This is a genomic window from Rhodopseudomonas sp. P2A-2r (assembly GCF_026015985.1).
Lineage (GTDB): Bacteria > Pseudomonadota > Alphaproteobacteria > Rhizobiales > Xanthobacteraceae > Tardiphaga.
This window is the reverse complement of record NZ_CP110389.1, coordinates 6,448,061-6,469,113: the sequence shown is the minus strand read 5'-3', so window position 1 is coordinate 6,469,113 and position 21,053 is coordinate 6,448,061. Positions and strand designations below refer to the sequence as shown.

Below are 21,053 nucleotides of genomic sequence, written 5' to 3'. Positions count from 1 at the left end.
TTTGTCCGGATCTTGCGATGCGCGGCGCTGGACGGGCATTCAGGCGCTTGTCCCAAAGATCTTTGATAATCGCTTGGCAGCGAAGCCACATGACAGCGGGTCGTGCGCGCGGCCATGTCGTTGCGCGTGAACTCCCCACCATCTGCATCCCCGAAGGCGTCTTCGTCACCGCCGTGTCCTGCAACCTGCGGAGGACGGCCTGCGCGACCAGGTGGTCGATCCCGACGATCGCCATCCGGGCGGTCTCACGGTGATGGTCGCCGGCGACGCGTTGCTGGCGCGATGCAATCCAGGTTTCGCCACGGCAGGTGCAACAGATCGCCGATCGCGGATGCCAGAGATGGGAACGGCGCGCATCCTGCGCATGCGGGCAGCGCGCGTTCGTCCAGTGTGTCCGTTCCGCAACGCGTTCTTGGAAACCGCGTCGCTCTCGTACAGGACAATTCAACGTCCCGCCCAGCCCAAGACGTCGCTCCGACCCGATGCGATAGCTGCCCGAACAGCACGCTAAGCGCCTGCCGAGTCGAGGGAATTCTGAATGGATACGCAAGAGAACGAAGGCCGCGAGGCCATCGCCATGTTTTTTCGGCTGCATTCGACCAAGGCGCGCCGTCTGCTGTCCTCGGCCTCTGTGCTCGCTTTGGCGCTGTTTGGATCACTCGGGGCGGCCGTGGCGGCGTCACCTGTTTACTGGACCGGGACCGCTTCGAACGACTGGTTCGACGGCACAAACTGGCAGAGCGGCAGTGCCCCGGGCGCGACGCAGGAGGTCGATATCAATGTGTCGGGCGCAAACGCTCCGGTTATCAATGGCGCCAATGCCGTTGTGGGAGTTGTCGTCCTGGGCGCTGCCGCGGTTGATCCTGGTGAGCTGACGATATCGAACGGGGGAACGTTGACCAGCGTCAGCGCTTTTGCCGGAAACGGCGCGACATCTATGGTGACGATCACGGGGGCCGGCTCAAGCTGGGCAAACAGTTCGACTTTGAAGCTCGGTGGAGCGGGCAGCGGTGCGCTGATGATCCAAGATGGCGGTACGGCCATCGTTGGCGTCACCACGCTCGGAAACGGCAATGGCTCCGTCGGCTCGGTGACAGTGACCGATGCCGGCTCCAGCTTGACCACCGCCGATCTTTTCCTGGGCAATGACGGCGTCGGCAGGCTGACAGTCTCCAATGGCGGTACGGTCGGCAGCACGATCGCTTATCTGGGTTATCTGTCCGGCGGCACGGGCATCGCTTCGGTCGACGGCGCGGGCTCGACCTGGATCAACTCCGGAGACCTCACGGTCGGCGATGCAGGCACCGGCACGCTGAACATCACCAAAGGCGGCCACGTCGCTGATGTGCTGGGCTCCATCGCGACCAATATAGGCTCGCGCGGCACGGTGACGGTCGATGGCAGCGGGTCGACATGGACCAACAGCGGCAATCTCAATATCGGCGGTTCAGGCGTAGCCACCCTCGCCGTCTCGAATGGCGGCGCGGTCAGCGATAGCATCGGCTATATCGGTCTCGGCGCTGGCGCGGTCGGCTCCGTGACGGTCGATGGCACAGGCTCGATCTGGTCCAACACGGCGCTGGCCGTCGGCTATAGCGGCGCGGGTGTTCTGTCCGTCACGAATGGCGGTTCCGTTACCTCCGGGCAGAGCATCATCGGGCTCAATGCAGGTTCGACCGGCACGGCAACCGTCAGCGGCGCGGGGGCGAGCTGGGCCAATAGCGCCGATCTCAGGATCGGCCAACTGGGCACCGGCACGTTGAACATTGCCAATGGCGGCTCCGTCAGCAACACGGACGCTGCTCTGGGCTTCTTTGCCAGTTCCAGCGGCAGCGTGACCGTAGACGGCGCAGGCTCTAGCTGGACCAGTAACATTCTCTATGTCGGCTATGGTGGTGAAGGCGCACTCACGGTCTCGAACGGAGGCGTGGCCACCGATGCCGGGGGCGTGGTCGGCTTCCAGCTGGGATCCCGCGGCGCTGTGACGATCTCCGGCGCGGGCTCGCTCTGGTCCAACAGCGGAAGCCTCGTCCTCGGCGATCTCGGCACCGGCGCATTGACGATCGCAAATGGTGGCGCGGTGTCGGTCGGGGGCTTTGTCAAGCTGGCGAGCCAGGCGGGTTCGGTCGGCACGCTCAACATCGGCGGCGCGGCCGGAACGGCGGCGGAGGCTGCCGGTACGCTCAACGCGGCATTGGTCCAGTTCGGCGCAGGCACCGGCTCGATCAACTTCAACCATACGAGCGCGAGCTATGCCTTCGCCCCGGTCATCACCGGCGTCGGAACGATCAACCAGATCTCCGGCAATACGAACCTGACCGCAGACAACAGCGGCTTCACCGGCACGACCAATATCACGGGCGGTCGTCTGGCCGTGAACGGTTCGTTGGCGAACGCGCTGGTGTCGATATCGGACGGCGGCATCCTGGGCGGCAACGGAATCGTCGGCAGCACCTCGGTCCTGTCGGGTGGCGTCATCGCACCGGGCAACTCGATCGGCACGCTAACCGTCAATGGCAACATCACCCAGGCGGCAGGTTCGGTCTATCAGGTCGAATTGACCGCGTCCGGCCTGTCGGACCGCATCAGCGCGACCGGCACGGCGACGATCGCCAATGGCGCCAGTCTCAGCATCATCAAGACCGATGCCGCTCCCTATGCCGTCGGCACGCGCTACACGGTCTTGCAGGCCGATGGCGGTGTGAACGGTGCCTATACGCTGGCCAACAACGGTGGCATCACGGCCTTCCTCGGGCTGGTCGGCAACTACGACGCGACGCATGCCTATCTCGACGTGGTGAAGGTGAAGTCCTTTGCTTCGGTCGGGGCGACGCGCAACCAGATCGCCGCCGCCGGCGGCACTGAGAGCCTCGGCAGCGGCAATGCACTCTATGGCGCTGTCCTCAACATCCAGACGGACGCCCAGGCCCGGGCAGCGTTCGATCAGCTCTCGGGTGAGATTCATGCCTCGGCCAAAGGCGTGATGATCGAGGACAGCCGCTTCATCCGCGAGGCGGCCATCGACCGCCTGCGCTCCGCCTTCGACGGAGCCGGAATGGCCTCAAGCCCGGTGGCGACCTATGCCGATGGCAAGCCGGTGCTCGCGCCGGCCACGACGGGTCGCCTCGCGGTCTGGGGGCGCGGCTTCGGGTCCTGGGGATCGATGCAGGGGAACGGCAATGCCGCCACCTTCCAGCGAGACCTCGGCGGCTTCTTTATGGGCGTGGATGCTCCCGTCGCGGACGCGTGGCGCATCGGCGCGATCGGTGGCTACAGCCGCTCGTCCTTCAAGGTCGGCGATCGCAACGCATCGGGCTCGAGCGACAACTACCATGCCGGTCTCTATGGTGGCACGAATTGGGGCAATCTCGCCCTCCGCTCCGGCCTTGCCTATACGTGGCATGATATTTCGACCAGCCGCAATGTCGCCTTTTCGGGCTTCGCCGATGCGCTCAAAGCCGACTATGGCGCGGGGACGGCGCAGGCCTTCGGCGAACTCGGCTACCGCATCAAGGCTGCCCATGCCGTCTTCGAACCCTTCGCCAATCTTGCTTATGTCAATCTCGACACCAGCGGCTTCACCGAGAGGGGCGGAATGGCAGCGCTTACTAGCCAGGGCAGCAATAACGGCGTGACTTTCAGCACGATCGGCCTGCGGGCTTCGACGGACATCGCTGTGGGCAGTGGCGTGGCCATGGCGGCGCGCGGCATGCTCGGGTGGCGCCATGCCTATGGCGAGACCACACCGGTTTCGGTGATGAACTTCTCCGGCGGGTCGGCCTTCAGCATCGCCGGGGGCCCTATCGCCGGGAACGCTGTCGTCGTCGATGTCGGTCTCGATCTCAACATTGCCCCCAACGCCACGCTGGGGCTCTCCTATGGCGGACAGTTCGGTTCGGGCCTCACCGACCAGACCCTCCACGGCAACCTTAACGTCAGGTTCTGAAAGCTGCATGGATCAGGAGACGATCCGGCTGCTTCAGGAGAGTTTCAGGAAGGTCGCCCCTGTTGCCGACAAGATCGGGGCGGCCTTCTTCGGTCGAGGCAGATCATGCGGTCATGAGCGAGGCTCTGCTCCGTGGGGCGAACGGACTCCGGGCGGTGTCCGCGCGTCCCAGGCGAAGCACGCCTGGATCAAGGTCTGCGGAGGCACTCGCCAGCGTAAGGCTCGCCCCGGCGAAAGAACCTGGCGTGGTGCGATCATGACGGCGCGCCGGCGCTCGTCGCCCGAGCTTTCCGGGATGGTGCCTGCACGTACCGGTTCTGACCGTGCCCCGCTTCAGTCCTGATTCCTGGCCTCGCTCGGCGTCATGCCGAACCGGCGACGGAAACTGCGGTTGAAATAGGATATGTCGCTGAATCCAGCAGCCATCGCGATCGAACTGATGGTACGGCCGGCGAGGCGCGGATCGTGGAGCATGGCGAGGGCGCGTTCAAGGCGCAGGCCGAGCACGTATTCGGAAAAGCTCAGGCCCTCGATCTGAAACAGCTTGCGCACGTAATTCGCGGAAATGCGCAGCGACAGCGCGATCGTCTCGGCGGAGAGATTGTCACGGCCGAGCTGAGCCAGGACTTCACCCTTGACCGCGCGCAAGCGCGCTGCGCGCACGCCGCGATCAGCCAGCAACTCCTGAGCATCATTGCGTGCTCCCAGCAGAACGGCCACCAGATCGCGCAGATGCAGGGCAACCGCGCCCTGCAATTCCGGCGAAGCCGTTTCGCCAAGCGCCATGGCACTCCTGGCATAGTCGACCAGCAGGCGCAGGGCGTCGGCTTCAGGGGTGAAGGGATGCATCAGAGCAGAGCCGATATCGCCCACATAGGGCATCATCGAAGCCTTGGGTACGACGACGCTCAGCAGGACACCGTCATCTTCCAAGGTATGGCTGGCGAGTTCGGCGGATGACATCAGCACTGCGCCGCCCTCCGGAACGGTCACTTCGCACCCGAGCTGGCGGGCCAAAGAGCGTCCTTTCGTCGTCACGGCGAGCACAAGCGAGTCCGATGCCGTAGGGAGAAGTGGCCGCGTGATGCTGGTGCGTGTCGCCGATCGGGAGCCGAGTACGACATTCACTCCCGGCAGCGCGCGCAACACGACGTCGGCGCGAAATGGCTTGTCGCTGAGCGGCTCGATATCCACATTGAACAGGTGACGGCTGTAGATCTCCCGCCAGACCGCAAAGCGGTGGCGCCCGTCAAGATCGTCTGTCGAAAGCCGCACCTTCCCGGCATGTGCGGCATGCCTGCGACCGCTTTGATCCTGATCGTTGTTCATCGCGGGCACTGAGGAAAGCCGCGTTGTTTGTGCACTCGCGTCGTCGATGCCCTTTCCGCTCTGAAATGGAGATCAGTCTTCAAGATGTTCGCTCCAGTCCATGTAGTCGAGAAAGTATATTACCGACTCTAGCTGATCGTTCCGGTCATCCTAAAGGCCATCCCGGATTCGATTGCAACGCCATGCTCGGTGAAGGCAGAAATTAATGCGCAAAACTTGGTCTATTCCCGTTTGGGACAATTCGTCGTCACATCCAGACCAAGACGCCATGCCTGTCGGGTGCGATAGCCTCCACGTAATGTGGATGAAGGCGACCTGATGCGATTGAATTCGAAGACGATGGCGAGCGCCTTGATCGCCTTGGGCGTCGGCTTCGGCCTCCACGCAGAACGAGGCGAGGCAGCCGCTGCCGCGGGCACAAACCTTGGTAAAACCTCGCAGCAGACTGGCCCTTGGCTTCAGGCGGTCCAACTTGCGCAAGCGCAACAGGCCACCTCGCCGCTTCCTGGAGGCGCCTCGTCCCTGAGTGAAACCTATGAGGACTGGCAGGTTTCGTGCGTGCACCAGGGCGGGGCCAAACGTTGCGCGCTGTCGCAGAGCCAGACGCAACAAGCGGGCCAGCGTGTTCTGACGATCGAAATCGGCGCGCCCGTCGCTAACAAGGCCACTGGCATTGTTGTGTTGCCCTTCGGCCTGGCTCTCTCCTCCGGTGCCGTGCTTCAGATCAACGACAAGCCGGCCGGACAACCGCTTCCCTTCCGGACATGCCTCCCGGTTGGTTGCGTGGTGCCGGTGAGCTTCGAGGCGCCAACGCTTGCGCTGCTGCGGGGCGGGGGCGCGCTCAAGATCAAGGCTGTTGCCGACGGCGGTCAGGATGCCCCGTTCTCTATCTCGCTCAAGGGATTTGCCGCCGCCCTCGATCGGGTCGCCGCACTCTCCAAGCTGTAGGAATTCTGGCCGCAAAGCGGACGGCGGCGCGGTCGCTGTGTAGATTTGCGCCGTCCGTGCTGTTGGCGTCCGCTCGGCCTTTTCCGGGGGCCGTGAAGGGGAAAAACGCGTCGCTCACCCGACCTCGCGCGCGGATCCCCGCTATTTCGGCCGCTTCATCGATTGGCTCAAGGACGAGATGGTAGCCGGCGGACACTAACTGGAGGATACCTCCCCGCCTGCACTTCTGAGATCAGGCGCAACCACACTTGATGAAACGATAATGAAGTTGATCCCCTTTCGCTTCGACACAACCGACGGTCGGTGAAGGAAAGTGAACTGGCAGGAGCAATGTACCGGTGTCGGCGACGGACGACAGAAACTTGAGCCGAGTCTCGGCGGCCTTCGGCGGATCCACGTCGAAGATCGTGGTCCAGCCGGGCTCACGAACCTGAAGAATGTGGTGCATCAGATCGCCGGTGACGATCGCGCGCTGTCCTTTCGAATTGATCTCGACGCAACAATGGTAAAATGAGTGCCCAGGTGTCGGCAGCAGCGTGATGGTATCGTCGAGTTGGAAATCATCTTCGACCAGCAGCGCCTGTCCAGCGGCGACGATCGGCTCGCAATTCATTCGCCATACGCCGCCCTCTGCGCCGAGCCGTTCTTGGCCCTTCCTGTCTTCGGCCTCCCACGCCTCATATTCACGCCGGTGAAAAATGTACTTTGCATTGGGAAAGGTGGGGACCCAGCGACCGTCGATCAGCCTGGTGTTCCAGCCCGTGTGGTCGAAATGCAAATGGGTGCAGAAAACATAGTCGATATCCTCGAATGTCAGGCCATGTGCCTGGAGACCGTCCAGCCACGGTTGCTTGGGGAAATCGTAGGGCGGGGAAATCCCTTGTGCTCACCCGTGCAGGTATCGATCAGAATCGTATGCCTCGGCGTCCGGACGACAAAGGTCTGGTAGGTGATGACCAGAAGGTCCTTTACCTTGTCATAGACAAATGGCGGGAGTTCCTGAAGGTGGCGTTGCCCGACTGCGGCATCGTAGGCCGGAAACATCATCCCCGGCGCGCGCCAGGCGCCATCTCTCTCTATGATGCTGTTGATGGTGACGTCGCCGACGCGAAGCTCTTCCACTTTAATGTCCCTTTCGGCATTTCAACAAGTCTTGCCAGGCGCTGACCAGCGGTCCCGGATTGTAGAAATTGGCTCGAATCACAGCCCCAGATAAGCTCGCCTCACATGCCCATGACCGCGCGACTGCGCTGACGTATCCTGCCTGACCCGCATCTGCTCGCGAATGAAAACATCTCGCCAGAGGTTGATGCCAGCATTGCAAAGGCTTGAAGATACGGGCGCGCGGAATGTTAATGGGTACATTGTCAGTCCGGAGAGATTTGGCGGTAATGTTGATGACCTGCTCGAAAGGTAGACGCCGCAGGACGATGATTAAGATGGGCGACGAACGCCAGGAGGGACAGTCTCCGACAGCAGAAGCCCGGATCCAATTAGAATATCGGCTGTCGCGTTGATGTCGGCTTGGATGGCGGACTCAGCCGCGACCGGGTCCCGTTTACGGAGAGCGTCCAGGATCTCGTAGTGGTGCGAAATCATGGCTCTTCCGCCCGCATTGTAGACGGCGGCAATCAGAGGACCCATCCGCAGCCACATGTTCTCGATCAACTCCTGCAGCGTGGGCAGCCCAGCGATTACGGCGATTTCGGAGTGGAACAGGCGATTGAGTTTGATGGCAGTGATCGTGTTGCCGTCAGTTCTGGCCGCCTCGTTTTCCTCAAGAATCCGCGTCAGCAAGACTTCCGATGCGCTGTCGATTTTAGTTGCCGCGAGTTGCGCCGCCAATCCCTCGATCCTAAGTCGGATCAGGCGAACTTCCTGAAATTGATCGAGCCGCATGCGCGGAACGCGGATGTCCTTGACGCCGCGCATCTCGAGCGCACCCTGCTTCACCAGCCGGAGGAGCGCGTCTCTGACCGGCGTGACGCTTACGCCCAGCTGATCTGCCAAGGCGCGAATTCGGACTTTGTCGTCAGGCTGAAGCTGCCCTTCGATCAGCGCCAGGGAAATCTGCGAATACACGGTTTCGTAGAGGCTGCTCCGATCAAGCGTGCCGAATACGTCCTTCACGGTGGCCCTTTTCATGTCTGGACGCGGCAGCCGCCGTTTCCGGTCAATGCCGCTGCACCGTAACAGAGCAATCAACAGAGGACTAGCTGCTGATATTTGATGCATCAAAACGTCTTGACGCATGATGCATCAAAAAATAGAAGCGTTCTGTCGCAAATCAATAACTTGAAGCCGTGCGTTCGCGCCGGGGGGACATCATGGTGCAGCCGCAACCAGTCAGAGCCGCGCTCGCGGCGTTTTTGGGTACCGCGATTGAGTGGTACGATTATTACATTTACGGAACCGCCGCCGCTCTCGTATTCGGAGATGTGTTTTTCGCGACAGACGACCCTTTCGTGGGCGTTCTCGCTTCCTTGGCGACCTTTGCCGTGGGTTTCGTAGCCAGACCATTCGGAGCTCTGGTATTCGGGCATCTCGGTGACAAGGTTGGTCGCAAGAAGAGTCTCGTCTTTACGTTGCTGTTGATGGGAACCGCGACGACGGCCATCGGTCTGCTTCCAAGCTTTCATTCGATTGGTGTGACGGCAACGATCCTTCTCGTCATTCTCCGACTGGTTCAGGGCTTCGCTGTCGGCGGCGAATGGGGTGGAGCGGTTCTGATTGCCACTGAACACGCGCCCGAAAAATGGCGCACATTTCTCGCGGCTGCTCCGCAGTATGGAAGCCCCATCGGTCTCATCCTCTCTACGCTGGCATTTCGTGCCGTGTCGTCACTCCCAAAAGATGACTTCCAGTCCTGGGGATGGCGGATTCCCTTCATTCTGAGCGGACTTCTGGTCATCGTCGCCTTCATTATTCGTGCGGGTGTCAACGAAAGCCCCGAAATGGTCGCGCAGCTCGCAAAAGACCGGAGTCATGAGACCGTTCCAGTCCGTGATGTATTGAGGACCAAAAAGAAGGCTGTCGTGCTCGGAATTGGCCTTTCTCTTCTGGGCATTGCAGGCTTCTATTTCATCACGACGTTCATGATCAGCTACACGACGACCTATCTCAAGATTCCGAAGAGCGAAATTCTGGACATCATTTCCTGGATCGGCGTCGTGCAGCTGTTTGCCACCGCAGCTGGCTCTTACGTCGCCCACAGGATCGGCGAGCGTCTGCTGCTCCTTCTCGCAACAGGCGGCGCGGTCTTGTGGTCGGCACCTATGATGATGCTCATCATCACAGGCGATATCTCCAAAATCGCCATCGGCATTTTGGTGGCGACCGTCCTGATCGGCATGTATTACGCCGTCATTGCCGCCTATCTGCCGCGCGCGTTCCCGGTGCGCATGCGATACACGGGCATTTCGCTGAGCTTCCAACTTTGCGGCGCCATCTTCGGCGGCACGACACCGATTGTCGGCGTCTGGCTTGCGCATTCGTATGGACTTCAGTGGGGACCGCTCGCAGCGCTCTTCGCCGTTATCGCCGGCGGCGCGTTCCTGTCGATCTACTTCCTGCCGATCGAGACAGCGGAATCCGTCGCCAATTCAGACGCTTCGCAGTTATCGCAGCCGACCGCCGCGGTCGCCAGCTAAATCGAACTTTTCGGAACGCGGCGTCCTGCGTTAATCGGGCCACCGCGTTCCGGCCAGCAAATCTCAAGACAGGACCGACATATGGCTTTGGTTACTCCGCTCGATATCTCGAAAGCGGGTGACGCGTTGTCAGCGCACTGGGATTTGCTGCCGCTGCAGCAAGTCGAGGAGCTGGTCGCCCGGGCCTATGGGATCCGCGGTGTAGTCGCCCGTCTGTCCAGTGAGCGCGATGAAACCTTCAAGCTGACGTCCACCGACGGGCCGGATTATATCCTCAAGATTGCCAACCCCTTCGAAGACCCCGCCGCATTGTCGTTCCAGGACGGCGCATTGCGCCATCTCGAGACGGTCGGCTCGCGCGTCCCGGTGCCGCGCCTGATTGCGACGAAAGATGGTGAGCGCAGCTACGTTTACCTGGTTCCTGGCGGTCAAACTCGAATTGTTCGGCTTCTCAGTTACCTCGCCGGAGACCAGCTCTCCCGGTTGCCGCCATCGCCGATCCGCAACCGAAACCTTGGCTCGGTTCTCGCCCGATTTGGCAAGGATCTGGAGAATTTCGACGGCCGGCCGCCGTCGGAAAAGCTGCTGTGGGATATCAGCCATACGCTCGACCTCGCCGGACTGATCATCCATGTCGGCAAGGATCGTCAGGGTCTGGTCATGGACGTTCTCGCCGAATTCGAACGGACGGTTCCGCAAGCGAGTTCGCAGCTGCGGCACCAGATCATCCACAACGATTTCAACCTGCACAACATCCTCGTCGATCCCGCCTCGCCGCTGGAGATCGCCGGTGTGATCGATTTCGGCGACATGGTGTTCGCGCCGCGCATCAACGATCTCGCCGTTGCGCTCGCCTACCACGTCGGCGAGGAGGATTGGCAGGTCCTGATGGGCGCCATGCTAGCCGGCTACTGCGCCGAGAACCGGCTTGAGGACAGCGAGATCGCAATTTTGCCGGTTCTCATCAAAGCCAGGCTGGCGATCGCGATCATCATTCCGGAGTACCGGGCCGCGAGCCGTCCGGGAAATCGGGACTACATCATGCGAAATCACGGGGCAGCGTTGCTCGGCCTGCAACGTCTGTCCGGAATGTCAGAGTCGGAATTCCTCCGGTTCGTTTCGGCCAATTGCAAGGAATAGACTGATGGCCATGGTCAATGCATTCACCGCCGACGATTTCGCGCGGTTGGACGCCGAAGAACGAGCGCTGATCGCGCGGCGACTGCGTGTCCTCGGCCCGGCCTATCGATTGTTCTATGAGCATCCGCTGCACATCGTGCGCGGCGAGGGCGTCTGGCTGTTCGATAGCAAGGGAAATCAATATCTCGACGCCTACAACAATGTTGCGTCGATGGGGCATTGCCACCCGAAAGTCGTCGAGGCGATTGTCACGCAGACCGGAATTCTGAACACACACACGCGCTATCTGCATGAATCGATCATCGATTATGCAGAAGCATTGACAGCGACGTTTCCGCCGGACCTGAGCCAGGTGATGTTCACCTGTACGGGCAGCGAGGCGAACGACCTCGCCGTCCGGATCGCACGGCATGCCACGGGCGGCACGGGCATTATCGCCACCAAACTGGCCTATCACGGTCTGACGAGTGCGGTCGCCGAGTTTTCGCCTTCGCTTGGCGAGTTTGTCGATCTCGGGGTCCATGTGCGCACCGTCACGGCGCCCGACTCCTATCGGATGGCGCCGGAGGATATCGGCGAGCGCTTCAGGACGGATGTTCAGGCAGCGATCGACGATCTGAAGCGTCATGGTATCAAGCCGGCGCTATTGATCGTCGATACGATTTTCTCCAGTGACGGCGTGGTAGGCGGACCCAAAGGCTTCCTGAAGCCCGCCGTGGACGCCATTCATGCTGCGGGCGGCCTGTTCGTCGCCGACGAGGTGCAACCGGGATTCGGCCGCACCGGTGACGAGATGTGGGGTTTCATGCGCCATGGCGTCGCGCCCGACCTGGTCACCGTGGGCAAGCCGATGGGCAACGGCTATCCGATGGCAGGCGTCATCATGCGTCCGCAAGTGGTCGCCGAGTTTGGCGAGAAGGCGCGCTATTTCAACACATTCGGCGGCAATCCCGTTGCTGCTGCAGCCGGCAAGGCCGTTCTCGACGTCATCAAGTCCGAGAAACTGCAGGAGAATGCGCGCCTTGTCGGTGCATTCATGCAAGACGAATTCCGCAAGCTCGCGTCGGAGTTTTCCGTGATCGGCGATGTCCGTGGCGCCGGGCTCTTCGTCGGTGTCGAACTCGTCTCGGATCGGACACGGAAGGTGCCTGATGCGGCAGTGACGGCACGGATTGTGAACGGGTTGCGTGAACGACGCATCCTGATCAGCGCGTCGGGGCCGGGCGCCAATGTGCTGAAAATTCGTCCGCCAATGGTGTTTTCCCGCGAGAACGCCGAAATGCTGGTCGCGAGCATGCGTGACGTTCTCGAGACCCTCAAATGATGACGACCAAAACAGTAAAAATCATTCTGGAGCAATTCCGGGACCGCTCAGGAGGTTGTTGCTGCTTTGCATTCTCGAAAGAGGAGGATGACGCGCGCGATTTTCGCGTTTTGTGATGTACTGCCGCCGGTTCGTGCCGTCGGTTGACCGCCTCGGTCGTAACGAAGCCGAATGCGCATCGCTCAAGAGAGCGCGTGCAAGCGGTCTCCTGCACGCAGCCCTCATTTTTGCGGTCTACTGTGTGCTTTTTTGGCAAACGCGGGCCCTAGCTGGTTCATGGAAGGAAGAAGCTCGATGTCGCCCAATGAAACGCAGAAGCGCCAGATCCTCGAAGCCGTCGATGCGCTGTTCGATGAGCAACTCGAATTTCTGAAGCAGATCGTCCGAATCCCGTCGCAGCGCGGTGAGGAGGAAAAAGCTCAGATGTTCATGGCCGACGCGATGGCTGCGCTCGATCTGGACGTCGACAAGTGGATCATCGACGTCGAAAGCATCAAGGACCATCCCGGCTTTTCCCCGGTCTCGATCTCCTATGAAAGGTCGTGGAATGTCGTCGGCACGCACCGACCCAAGCAGACCGGTGGGCGCTCGCTGGTGCTCAACGGCCACATCGATGTGGTTCCGACGGGCGCCGACCGGTCCTGGACCTATGGTCCCTATGAACCGACAATCAAGGACGGCTGGATGTATGGCCGCGGCGCCGGGGACATGAAGTCCGGACTCTCGGCAAATCTTTTTGCGTTCAAAGCACTGAAGAGAATTGGTCTGCAGCCCGCAGCGATCGTGTACGTCCAGTCGGTCGTCGAAGAGGAATGTACTGGCAATGGCGCACTCGCCTGCGTTGTTCGCGGATATACGGCCGACGCGGGCTTCATTCCCGAGCCGCTTGAGCCGAAATTGTTGCGCGGACAGATCGGACCGATCTGGATTCGGGTGGAGGTTTCGGGCGCGCCGGGACACGCGTCTGGCGATTTCGGTCTGGGGGCCGATGCAATCGGCAATGCGATCGAGCTAATCCAGTCACTCAAGGAACTCGAAGCACGGTGGAATGCCCGCAAGGGATCGTATCCGCCGTTTCAAAATCATCCGCATCCCATCAATTTCAACGTTGGACGCATCCAGGGAGGCGAATGGACGTCGAGCGCGCCGTCAGCATGCGTATTTGAAGTGCGTGTGGCGGTGTATCCCGGCCAGGCCCCAGCCGACGCGTGCAAGGAATTCGAGACCTATGTGGCCGAGGTTTCGTCGCGCAACCCGTTTTTGTCCAAGAATCCCCCAACCATCAGCTATCCCGGCTTCATGCAGGAGGGATATCACCTGACGGGCGCAGACGAGCAGGAGAGTATCCTCGGTCGTTGCCATGCGGAGATTTGGGGTGAAGCGCTCAAGGAGCACGCATTCGCCGCAACAACCGATGCGCGATCATTCGGACTCTATGGCGGATGCCCTACGCTGGTTTACGGCCCCTACTGCCGGAACCCGCACGCCTTCGACGAATGCGTCGATCTGGAATCGCTTCGGAAGGTCACCAAGACGCTCGCACTTTTCATGGCCGAGTGGTGCGGCGTGGAAGGCGTTGAATGATCCTGCGACGTGCTGCGTCATAGAGAGATCGGATCATGCCCCGTCGCGTGGTATAGCTGCCTGAAGGCCACCACGATTGCCGGCCGCGGCGGGACTGGCCATGTCGCCACCGCGGGCATCCCAACGATGGGATTGTCGCTGATGGGCGCGATGGTTTCCAGCGTCATGTGGCGGGCGCGCTGGACAGCCCATCCATCGTTTTGTTCGAGCAAGATTGTGCCAACGAGACATTGGATGGCAGCCTCGTTAGGGAAGTTGCCGGTCCCGACGATGTCGCAGTGGTGTGTCAGGCGATCGAGAAGCGCGGTCGTCATCTTTGCGTCGCTGAACACGCTGGGCCATTTGCCAAAGGCAACATTGGTGGTGACGACGACGGACGTGCGCCCGTAGAGCCGGCGATGAGGTGGAACAGCAACTGGTCGCCGGATTGCGCGAAAAGCGCCCGCGCGCGGCCTGCCGAATCCTTCGCGGCAAAAAAAGACCCGATCGGACGGCTTGTGCGAGTTTTGTGCGAGCAGGGACGCATTTGGGTGGTTTTCTCGAGCCGAGATAGCCAAAACGGTTCGAACCGGCTCCGGCGCATTTCCTGAAAAATGCCAATTTTTCAATCATTTCCGCCCGGAAATGCTGGTGCTGCCACACAGTATCGAACTGTGGACCTCTCCATTACCAATGGAGTGCTTGGAAGTTCGAATTCTTCTTTAAGTTAAACGGCTTATCAGGTTTACGAGCGAGCGGCTGTGCTGTGCGGTCGTGTTCCCGGAGGTGGTGTAGCTCGGTAGGGCAAAGCCGCCCGGACGCGCGCCCCCAATAGCGCCGTAGCGGGCGGGCGCCTTTGCGGTGGTCACCGGCAGTTCTCCGGTAGGATCGGGTTGCGATACGCCAACGCAACCGAGGAACCACCGATGACCGACGATATGATGAACCTGCGCACGCTCGCAGAGAAGACCCCGACGCCGATCTGTTGCGGGAGATGATCGGCTTTGCCGCCCAGCGCCTGATGGAGCTGGAGGTCGAGGGCCAGACCGGGGCGGCCTACGGCGAGAAGAACCCCGAGCGCCTGGCCCAACGCAACGGCTATCGCGACCGGATCTTGGAAACTCGCGCCGGCGCAGTCGAACTGCGCATTCCCAAGCTGCGCAGGGGCTCCTACTTCCCGGGCTTCCTGGAGCCGCGCCGCATGGCCAAGAAGGCGCTCACCGCCGTGGTGCAGGAAACTTACGTGCAGGGCGTCTCGACCCGTTCGGTGGACGACCTGGTGCAGGCCATGGGCATGACCGGGCTCTCCAAGAGCCAGGTCAGCCGGCTGTGCGGCGAGATCGACGACAAGGTGAAGGCGTTCCTCGCCCGTCCGATCGAGGGTGACTGGCCGTATCTGTGGATCGACGCCACCTACGTGAAGGTGCGCCAGAACGGCCGCATCGTCTCGGTTGCGGTGATCGTCGCGGTCGGCGCCAACAGTGACGGCAGGCGCGAGGTTCTGGGCATGGATATCGGCCCGTCCGAGGCCGAGACGTTCTGGACCGCGTTCCTGCGCAAGCTGGCCCGCCGCGGCCTGCGCGGCGCCAAGCTGGTCGTCTCCGACGCTCACGAGGGCATCAAGGCCACCGTGGCCAAGGTGCTCAAAGCCAGCTGGCAGCGCTGCCGCGTCCACTTCATGCGCAACGCGCTGGCGCATGCCGGCAAGAGCGGCCGGCGCGTGATCTCCGCCTTCATCGCCACAGCCTTTGCCCAGGACGATGCCGAGGCCGCGCGAACCCAATGGCGCAAGGTCGCCGACCAACTCCGTCCCAAGCTGCCGAGACTTGCTGGCTTCCTCGACGAGGCCGAGACCGACGTGCTCGCCTACATGACCTTTCCGCCGCAGCATCGGACCAAGCTGCACTCCACCAACCCGATCGAACGCCTGAACGGCGAGATGAAGCGGCGGACCGAGGTGGTCGGCATCTTCCCCAACGAGGATGCCATTGTCCGCCTCATCGGCGCGATCCTGCTCGAACAGAACGATGAGTGGGCGGTCCAGCGTGCCCGCTACATGACACTGGAAACCATCGCGCCATTGAGCGATGATCCGACCGTCAGCCTTCAGGCTATCGCCAGCTGACCGGCCCGGCCTTGCCGGCGAACGCGGTGACCGCCGTCAGCTACACCACGCCAGGGGACACGATCCGCGACGGTCAGTATTTCATCGATCGTGGTCGCGTTGAGGCTCCGCTTGAAAGCCGCCTTCACCACGTGATCCTGCAGATAGCGACCAGACTTGCTCCGGCGCCCCCGACGCCCATCGTCCAGAAGATGATCCGGAAGGATTTTCCGAACGTCCAGGCGCCCGCACCTGCGGCGGATGTACGCGTTTCCTCGAGGCCCAGGATCCTGGCGTAAGGTGGCATGCACCTCGTTTCGCCCGCCGCCAGAGCCTCCTCCGCGAGTTTCACTAGACCCGATCCTCGCCTGTCCAGCCGCTGGAACACGAACGCGAATAGCGCAAGAAGGGCACCCAAAATGGCGGTCAGGGGCGCCATCGGTTTTCCGCCCTGCAGGCTGGCGGCGATCCCCGTCGTCAGTATGCCCGACAGAACGACGAAGAAGTTAAATACGGACATCCGCTGCTGCGCATGCAGTGCGAAGTATCGCCAGGCATGGTCCGGAGGCTGAAGAGGCGTATCCGCCGGCTCCTCGTATGAGGAAATGAAAGTATGTTTCTAGAAGTAGCCGGAATTGTTCAAACCATTTCCGGCGACGAAGGATACGACGTGGCCCGTCTTTCGCGGATCGAAGTCGCCGTGATCGTCTGCATCTCTCGGGGATCGCGCGGCGCGCAAGAAATCCCCAATTCACAAGTCGAGCGAAACACAGCGCCTCGCGCACCGTCCGTGGCCTAGACAGGGCGGAAATTCCTGACGATGAACCCTTCGCGCAGCGCCGTCGCGGCATCTTTCAGCGAGTGCCGAAATGACCGGGCCAAGTCTTATTGTAAATCCCTGACAACGCGAAAGCCGTTTGCGTAGTAGCGGACATCCTGATCGTAGCGAAACCGAGCGGATGAAGTCGCCGCACTGGACTTGTTTGCGAACGAGCCTCCACGCAGCACGCGTTGCTGACATTGCCCCGAGGTCCGGACCGCGCCGTCCATCGGAGCCTTGGTGTAGTCGTCATTCCAGCAATCCTCGACCCATTCGTAGACGTTGCCGGACGTGTCGTAGAGGCCGAACCCATTCGGTCGGAAGGATCCGGTCGGCAGCGCCTTGCGGAGCGGTGCGGCGCCGCAGTCCTCACAGTTGGCATTGCCTTTGCCGACATCGCGACCCCACCAATATTTTGAAGTGGTACCGGCCCGTGCGGCGTATTCCCATTCGGCCTCACTCGGCAACCGATAGGGACGGCCTGTCTTCCGGCTAAGCCAGATGACGAAAGCCTTGGCATCGTCCCAACTGATATTGAGCACCGGCTGATCGCCGCGGCCCCATCCGTGATCGTCCTCAGCTGCCTTGCAGCCGCCGGCCGAGACGCAGGCATCCCATTCGCGGAAGCTTATCTCGCGGCGCCCGATGGCGAAAGATTTGGCGACCGTCACCCGATGAGGAGGCTTTTCGAACGGAATGTCGCGACTACCCATCTCGAAATCCCCGGGCGGCACCACCACCATTTCCGGGCACTCCGGGCAGTCGCGGAGCAGTTCGCCGGGTTCCGGGGGTGGGGCGGATACCGCTGCAATAACGATCGTGCCGAGCGTGGGCACGGCCCCCGTGACCATGTCGTTCAAGCTATTCGGGCTGTGACCAGCCTTCACTGCTGGCGTGGTCGCGACGGCGACGGATAATACGAAAATGACTGCGGCGAGGACTTTTCTAACCATCAGACTGTCTGCATGAGTTCCATTCAGATAGTGCGCTTCTGGACACTCTAGGTTTCCTTGCAAGAGGATCCATATCGGAGGGTCGCACGGGTTGCATCAGACTCAAAGGTCTAACGCGCCTGTTTCGATCAAATCTTCCATCTGCGTCTGAAGGCTGATCCCTGCAAGGTGCATTGATCGCGGCCCTCAACCGTATGGCTGAGGACTGTGTTCGAACCGATCGCGCAGTCGTAGTACAAATTGAATGGGTGCCGATCCTCTGTTATATGATTGCTATGCGAAACGGATAACGCGTTCGACAATGTTGCGCGCGGCTTGTTTGATACCTTGGTGACACCGTCATTTACGGAGAAAACCTCGTGGTTAGAAAGTCAGCCGCTACCGCGATTGCGCTAATGTTCATATTTGCAGCCCCTCTCGGAGCAGCTTATGGCCAATCCTCCCCCGCGGCGGTCCGTCGCCATCGGCTGCGGGGGCATCGGTGTACTTCGTCGACCTCAAGGATGGACAGACAGTCCCGCCGAAGTTTACCGTGCACTTCGGTCTGAAGGGCATGGGCGTGGCGCCGGCCGGTTCGGACAAGGAAAATTCTGGACATCATCACCTGCTGATCGACACCGATCTGCCCCCGCTCGACGAACCGATCCCCAACGACTTCAATCACCTTCATTTTGGCGCCGGCCAGACCGAAGCCGAGGTGTCGTTGCCTCCCGGTCCGCATACGCTGCAGCTGCTGCTCGGCGACAAGAACCATGTCCCAAACACGGTTCCATTGATGTCCGCGCGCATCAAAGTCACGGTCGTCGGTGGCGCCAGCGCGCCAGCGGTCGCGCAATCGGCGGGCGTTCGCCATCCGTCCCCCGCCGGCGCCAAGGTCTACTTCGTGTATCCGACGGACGGCGCCTATGTCACCAAGACACCCGTCATCCGTTTCGGGCTGATCGGCATGGGCGTGGCTCCCGCGGGCTTTGAAAAGGTCAATACCGGCCATCATCATCTGCTGATCGATACGGATCTTCCGCCGATGGATCAGCCGATACCAAACGACTTCAACCATCTTCATTTCGGTTCGGGCCAAACTGAAGCGAAGGTCACGTTGCCACTTGGCAAGCACAAGCTGCAGCTGGTGCTCGGCGACGAAAACCACGTCCCGCACGATCCTCCGGTCTATTCGCCACCGATCGATGTCACGGTCACAGAGAGCGGCAAGGAGCCAGAGGTGCGCAAGCCGCCTCGTCAGCGTGTGTCGCAACGAACGTCGAGGCCGCATCAGCGGTCACAGATCCGCTCCTCGCGCGCGCCGGAGCGGGAAATCAACAGGCGGGATGACGGCTTTCCGCTGTTTTTCTTCGGGCCGCGATAAGCGAGATGAGCAAGTTTCTTTCAGCAAATGCGGCCATCCTGCTTGGTTTCGCGTTGCTGACTTGCTCGGTCGTCAGTGCGAGCGCCGAGCGCCGCGTGGCGCTCGTTGTTGGGAACGCCCACTACAATAACCCGAGCCTGGTCCTCACGAATCCAAAGAACGACGCAGAAGATGTCGGCGCCGCGTTAATTGCGATCGGGTTCGAGGTGATCCAGGCGATCGATACCAATCGGCGTGACCTCGATCTGAACATGGCCAAGTTTGCACGGCTGGCGACCGATGCGGACGCTGCGCTTTTCTTCTACGCCGGACATGCGCTGCAATATCAGGGCCGTAACTACTTGATGCCCATCGATGCGGAAGTCGAGGACGAGGTCAGTCTGCGCTACCAGATGATGCTCATTGACGACGTTCGTGCCGCCCTGGACCGTGCCAGCGGGGTCAAGATCATGATCCTCGACGCATGTCGCAACAACCCTGTCGTCGATTCGCTGCGGCGCAAGACGAGCGGCGAAAGCCGGGCGATCGGCGCGACCCGTGGGCTGGCCAGAACTGACAAGACGCAGGGCATGGTCGTGGCCTACTCGACAGCGTCGGATCAGGTCGCAGCTGACGGCAAGGGCCGCAACAGCCCGTTCACGGATGCTTTCTTGAAACGACTGAAGGAGCCGGGGCTGGAAATCGAACAGCTGTTTCGCAGGGTTGCGTCTGACGTCAATTCTGAAACGCAGGGGCGGCAGCGCCCCGAAACCTATGTCTCTTTGCTTAGCGATTACTATTTGAACCAGACCGATCGCATCGCGTTCGAAGCTGTGAAAGACAGCCCCGACGTCAATGTCCTGCGTAACTTCCTCCTCAAATACCCGTCGTCAAGCTATGTGTCCGACGCCCTGTCACGAATACAAAGCCTCGACGCGGCGACCCAGCAGAGGCAAATTCAGAAGGTCCGGCAGGAGGAGGCCGCGCGGCAGATTGAACAACAGCGCCGCGCCGAACAGGAGGCGGCCGAACGCAAGTTAAGTGAACAACGCCGAATTGAACAGGAAGCGGCGGAGCGAAAACTGGCCGACCAGCGACGTGCCGACAAGGAAGCCGCCGAGCGGAAAGCAGATGAGCGACGTCGGGCGGAGGCCGCGGAACTCAAGTTGAGCGAGCAACGCCGAATCGAACAGGAGGCAGCGGAGCGAAAGCTGGCCGACCAGCAGCGTGCTGAAAAGGAGGTCGCGGACCGCAAGTTGAACGAGAAGAAAGCCGCTGTCGTGGCGGCGGAGAAGACTCGGCTGGATAACGAGGCCGCAACGCGTCTGCGGCAGAATGCCGACAAAGCAGCCCCCGCCGATGCCTCCGGGTTCCGCGCCCAATGACATGCCGTCGAAAGATAAAAGCACCGCCAGGATCGCTGGCGTCGAAAGGACTGATACAGCCCCTTCGATCGCGAGCAAGCCGTCGACGAGCGTGGAATCCTCGTCTTCTGCGGTGGGCGGCGCCTCCGATCAGGCCTGTGAACGCGATCGTACGCGGCTCATCAGGTTGCGCGGAAACCCCGTTCGCGACGAGATCGTTCAGTTTGAGCGTGAACTGTCTTGCGAGCGCCTGCGCCCGCAACTGGTGAGATTGCGCGAGAGCATCCTTCCGCCAGATCCCTCGTCAGGCGGCGCTTCCGTTGAGACGGCCAAGGTCGTTCCCTCGCCTCCGTTGCTGCCGGCGGTGGTGACTGGGTCTGCAGCGGGCAAGGCCGCTCAGGAACCTGCGCCCCCCAACTACCGGAGCCAACGCCACCGAAGCAGCCCGCCAAATTGCCCATAACTTCGTCCAACGATGTCGAGACGTGCCAAAAGGAGTCCGACCGTCTCGCGCGGCTACGTGCCAATCCGTCGCGACCCGAGCTCATCGAATTCGAACATAGTCTTGTT

Annotated in this window: 14 protein-coding genes and 2 pseudogenes; 9 read left to right on the top strand and 7 right to left on the bottom strand. The window is 61.2% G+C overall.

What is annotated here, in order from left to right:
* Positions 1-538 precede the first annotated feature (538 nt).
* The gene (locus tag ONR75_RS31065) at positions 539-3,946 is read left to right on the top strand and encodes an autotransporter domain-containing protein (RefSeq protein ID WP_265080629.1); all 3,408 of its coding nucleotides are present in this window, start codon (positions 539-541) and stop codon (positions 3,944-3,946) included.
* A 333-nt stretch (positions 3,947-4,279) separates the two neighbouring features.
* On the opposite strand, the gene ONR75_RS31060 is transcribed toward ONR75_RS31065, so the two are convergent.
* Complete coding sequence (locus tag ONR75_RS31060) at positions 4,280-5,275, bottom strand: AraC family transcriptional regulator (RefSeq protein WP_265080628.1); 996 nt, start codon at positions 5,273-5,275, stop codon at positions 4,280-4,282.
* A 318-nt stretch (positions 5,276-5,593) separates the two neighbouring features.
* Here ONR75_RS31060 and ONR75_RS31055 point away from each other — a divergent pair, with 318 nt between their 5' ends.
* Positions 5,594-6,223, top strand: a complete 630-nt coding sequence (locus tag ONR75_RS31055) for an invasion associated locus B family protein (protein ID WP_265080627.1) — start codon at positions 5,594-5,596, stop codon at positions 6,221-6,223.
* Positions 6,224-6,455: 232 nt separating this feature from the next.
* On the opposite strand, the gene ONR75_RS31050 is transcribed toward ONR75_RS31055, so the two are convergent.
* From ONR75_RS31050 to ONR75_RS31040, 3 genes are all read right to left on the bottom strand, one after another.
* Positions 6,456-7,025 carry an MBL fold metallo-hydrolase gene (locus ONR75_RS31050; RefSeq protein WP_265083863.1) on the bottom strand — a complete coding sequence of 190 codons (570 nt, stop codon included), beginning with the start codon at positions 7,023-7,025 and terminating at the stop codon, positions 6,456-6,458.
* An 11-nt stretch (positions 7,026-7,036) separates the two neighbouring features.
* Positions 7,037-7,345, bottom strand: a complete 309-nt coding sequence (locus ONR75_RS31045; RefSeq protein ID WP_265080626.1) for a hypothetical protein — start codon at positions 7,343-7,345, stop codon at positions 7,037-7,039.
* A gap of 312 nt (positions 7,346-7,657) precedes the next feature.
* Positions 7,658-8,353, bottom strand: a complete 696-nt coding sequence (locus ONR75_RS31040) for a GntR family transcriptional regulator (protein WP_265080625.1) — start codon at positions 8,351-8,353, stop codon at positions 7,658-7,660.
* A gap of 197 nt (positions 8,354-8,550) precedes the next feature.
* Here ONR75_RS31040 and ONR75_RS31035 point away from each other — a divergent pair, with 197 nt between their 5' ends.
* The 4 genes from ONR75_RS31035 (at position 8,551) to ONR75_RS31020 (ending at position 13,921) form a co-directional block, all read left to right on the top strand.
* The gene (locus ONR75_RS31035; RefSeq protein ID WP_265080624.1) at positions 8,551-9,873 is read left to right on the top strand and encodes an MFS transporter; all 1,323 of its coding nucleotides are present in this window, start codon (positions 8,551-8,553) and stop codon (positions 9,871-9,873) included.
* 81 nt (positions 9,874-9,954) lie between these two features.
* Positions 9,955-11,013, top strand: coding sequence for a phosphotransferase (locus tag ONR75_RS31030; protein ID WP_265080623.1), 1,059 nt, complete (start codon positions 9,955-9,957; stop codon positions 11,011-11,013).
* A 4-nt stretch (positions 11,014-11,017) separates the two neighbouring features.
* Positions 11,018-12,337 carry an aspartate aminotransferase family protein gene (locus ONR75_RS31025; protein WP_265080622.1) on the top strand — a complete coding sequence of 440 codons (1,320 nt, stop codon included), beginning with the start codon at positions 11,018-11,020 and terminating at the stop codon, positions 12,335-12,337.
* 294 nt (positions 12,338-12,631) lie between these two features.
* A complete protein-coding gene (locus tag ONR75_RS31020; protein WP_265080621.1) occupies positions 12,632-13,921 on the top strand; it encodes an ArgE/DapE family deacylase in 1,290 nt (429 codons plus the stop codon).
* Positions 13,922-14,175: 254 nt separating this feature from the next.
* On the opposite strand, the pseudogene ONR75_RS32985 reads toward ONR75_RS31020, so the two are convergent.
* Positions 14,176-14,357, bottom strand: a pseudogene (locus ONR75_RS32985) (ATP-binding protein); the annotation flags it as partial.
* 469 nt (positions 14,358-14,826) lie between these two features.
* On the opposite strand from ONR75_RS32985, the pseudogene ONR75_RS31010 reads away from it, so the two are divergent.
* Positions 14,827-16,025, top strand: a pseudogene (locus ONR75_RS31010) (IS256 family transposase).
* Positions 16,026-16,149: 124 nt separating this feature from the next.
* Here ONR75_RS31010 and ONR75_RS31005 read toward each other — a convergent pair.
* On the bottom strand, positions 16,150-16,524 hold the full coding sequence (locus ONR75_RS31005; protein ID WP_265080620.1) for a hypothetical protein: 375 nt from the start codon (positions 16,522-16,524) through the stop codon (positions 16,150-16,152).
* A 365-nt stretch (positions 16,525-16,889) separates the two neighbouring features.
* Positions 16,890-17,777, bottom strand: a complete 888-nt coding sequence (locus ONR75_RS31000) for a formylglycine-generating enzyme family protein (RefSeq protein ID WP_265080619.1) — start codon at positions 17,775-17,777, stop codon at positions 16,890-16,892.
* Between the two features lie 481 nt (positions 17,778-18,258).
* Here ONR75_RS31000 and ONR75_RS30995 point away from each other — a divergent pair, with 481 nt between their 5' ends.
* Positions 18,259-19,140 (top strand): DUF4399 domain-containing protein, encoded by an 882-nt coding sequence (locus ONR75_RS30995; protein ID WP_265080618.1) that lies wholly within the window; start codon positions 18,259-18,261, stop codon positions 19,138-19,140.
* 5 nt (positions 19,141-19,145) lie between these two features.
* Positions 19,146-20,504: a caspase family protein gene (locus tag ONR75_RS30990; RefSeq protein ID WP_265080617.1), complete on the top strand. Its 1,359-nt coding sequence runs from the start codon at positions 19,146-19,148 to the stop codon at positions 20,502-20,504.
* The last annotated feature ends 549 nt before the right edge of the window (positions 20,505-21,053 follow it).

Bases quoted from the DNA above. Each gene is read 5' to 3' on its own strand.
- ONR75_RS31065 (WP_265080629.1), top strand. From the start codon at position 539: ATGGATACGCAAGAGAACGAAGGCCGCGAGGCCATCGCCATGTTTTTT.
- ONR75_RS31060 (WP_265080628.1), bottom strand. From the start codon at position 5,275: ATGAACAACGATCAGGATCAAAGCGGTCGCAGGCATGCCGCACATGCC.
- ONR75_RS31055 (WP_265080627.1), top strand. From the start codon at position 5,594: ATGCGATTGAATTCGAAGACGATGGCGAGCGCCTTGATCGCCTTGGGC.
- ONR75_RS31035 (WP_265080624.1), top strand. From the start codon at position 8,551: ATGGTGCAGCCGCAACCAGTCAGAGCCGCGCTCGCGGCGTTTTTGGGT.
- ONR75_RS31030 (WP_265080623.1), top strand. From the start codon at position 9,955: ATGGCTTTGGTTACTCCGCTCGATATCTCGAAAGCGGGTGACGCGTTG.
- ONR75_RS31025 (WP_265080622.1), top strand. From the start codon at position 11,018: ATGGCCATGGTCAATGCATTCACCGCCGACGATTTCGCGCGGTTGGAC.
- ONR75_RS31020 (WP_265080621.1), top strand. From the start codon at position 12,632: ATGTCGCCCAATGAAACGCAGAAGCGCCAGATCCTCGAAGCCGTCGAT.
- ONR75_RS31005 (WP_265080620.1), bottom strand. From the start codon at position 16,524: ATGTCCGTATTTAACTTCTTCGTCGTTCTGTCGGGCATACTGACGACG.
- ONR75_RS31000 (WP_265080619.1), bottom strand. From the start codon at position 17,777: ATGGTTAGAAAAGTCCTCGCCGCAGTCATTTTCGTATTATCCGTCGCC.
- ONR75_RS30990 (WP_265080617.1), top strand. From the start codon at position 19,146: ATGAGCAAGTTTCTTTCAGCAAATGCGGCCATCCTGCTTGGTTTCGCG.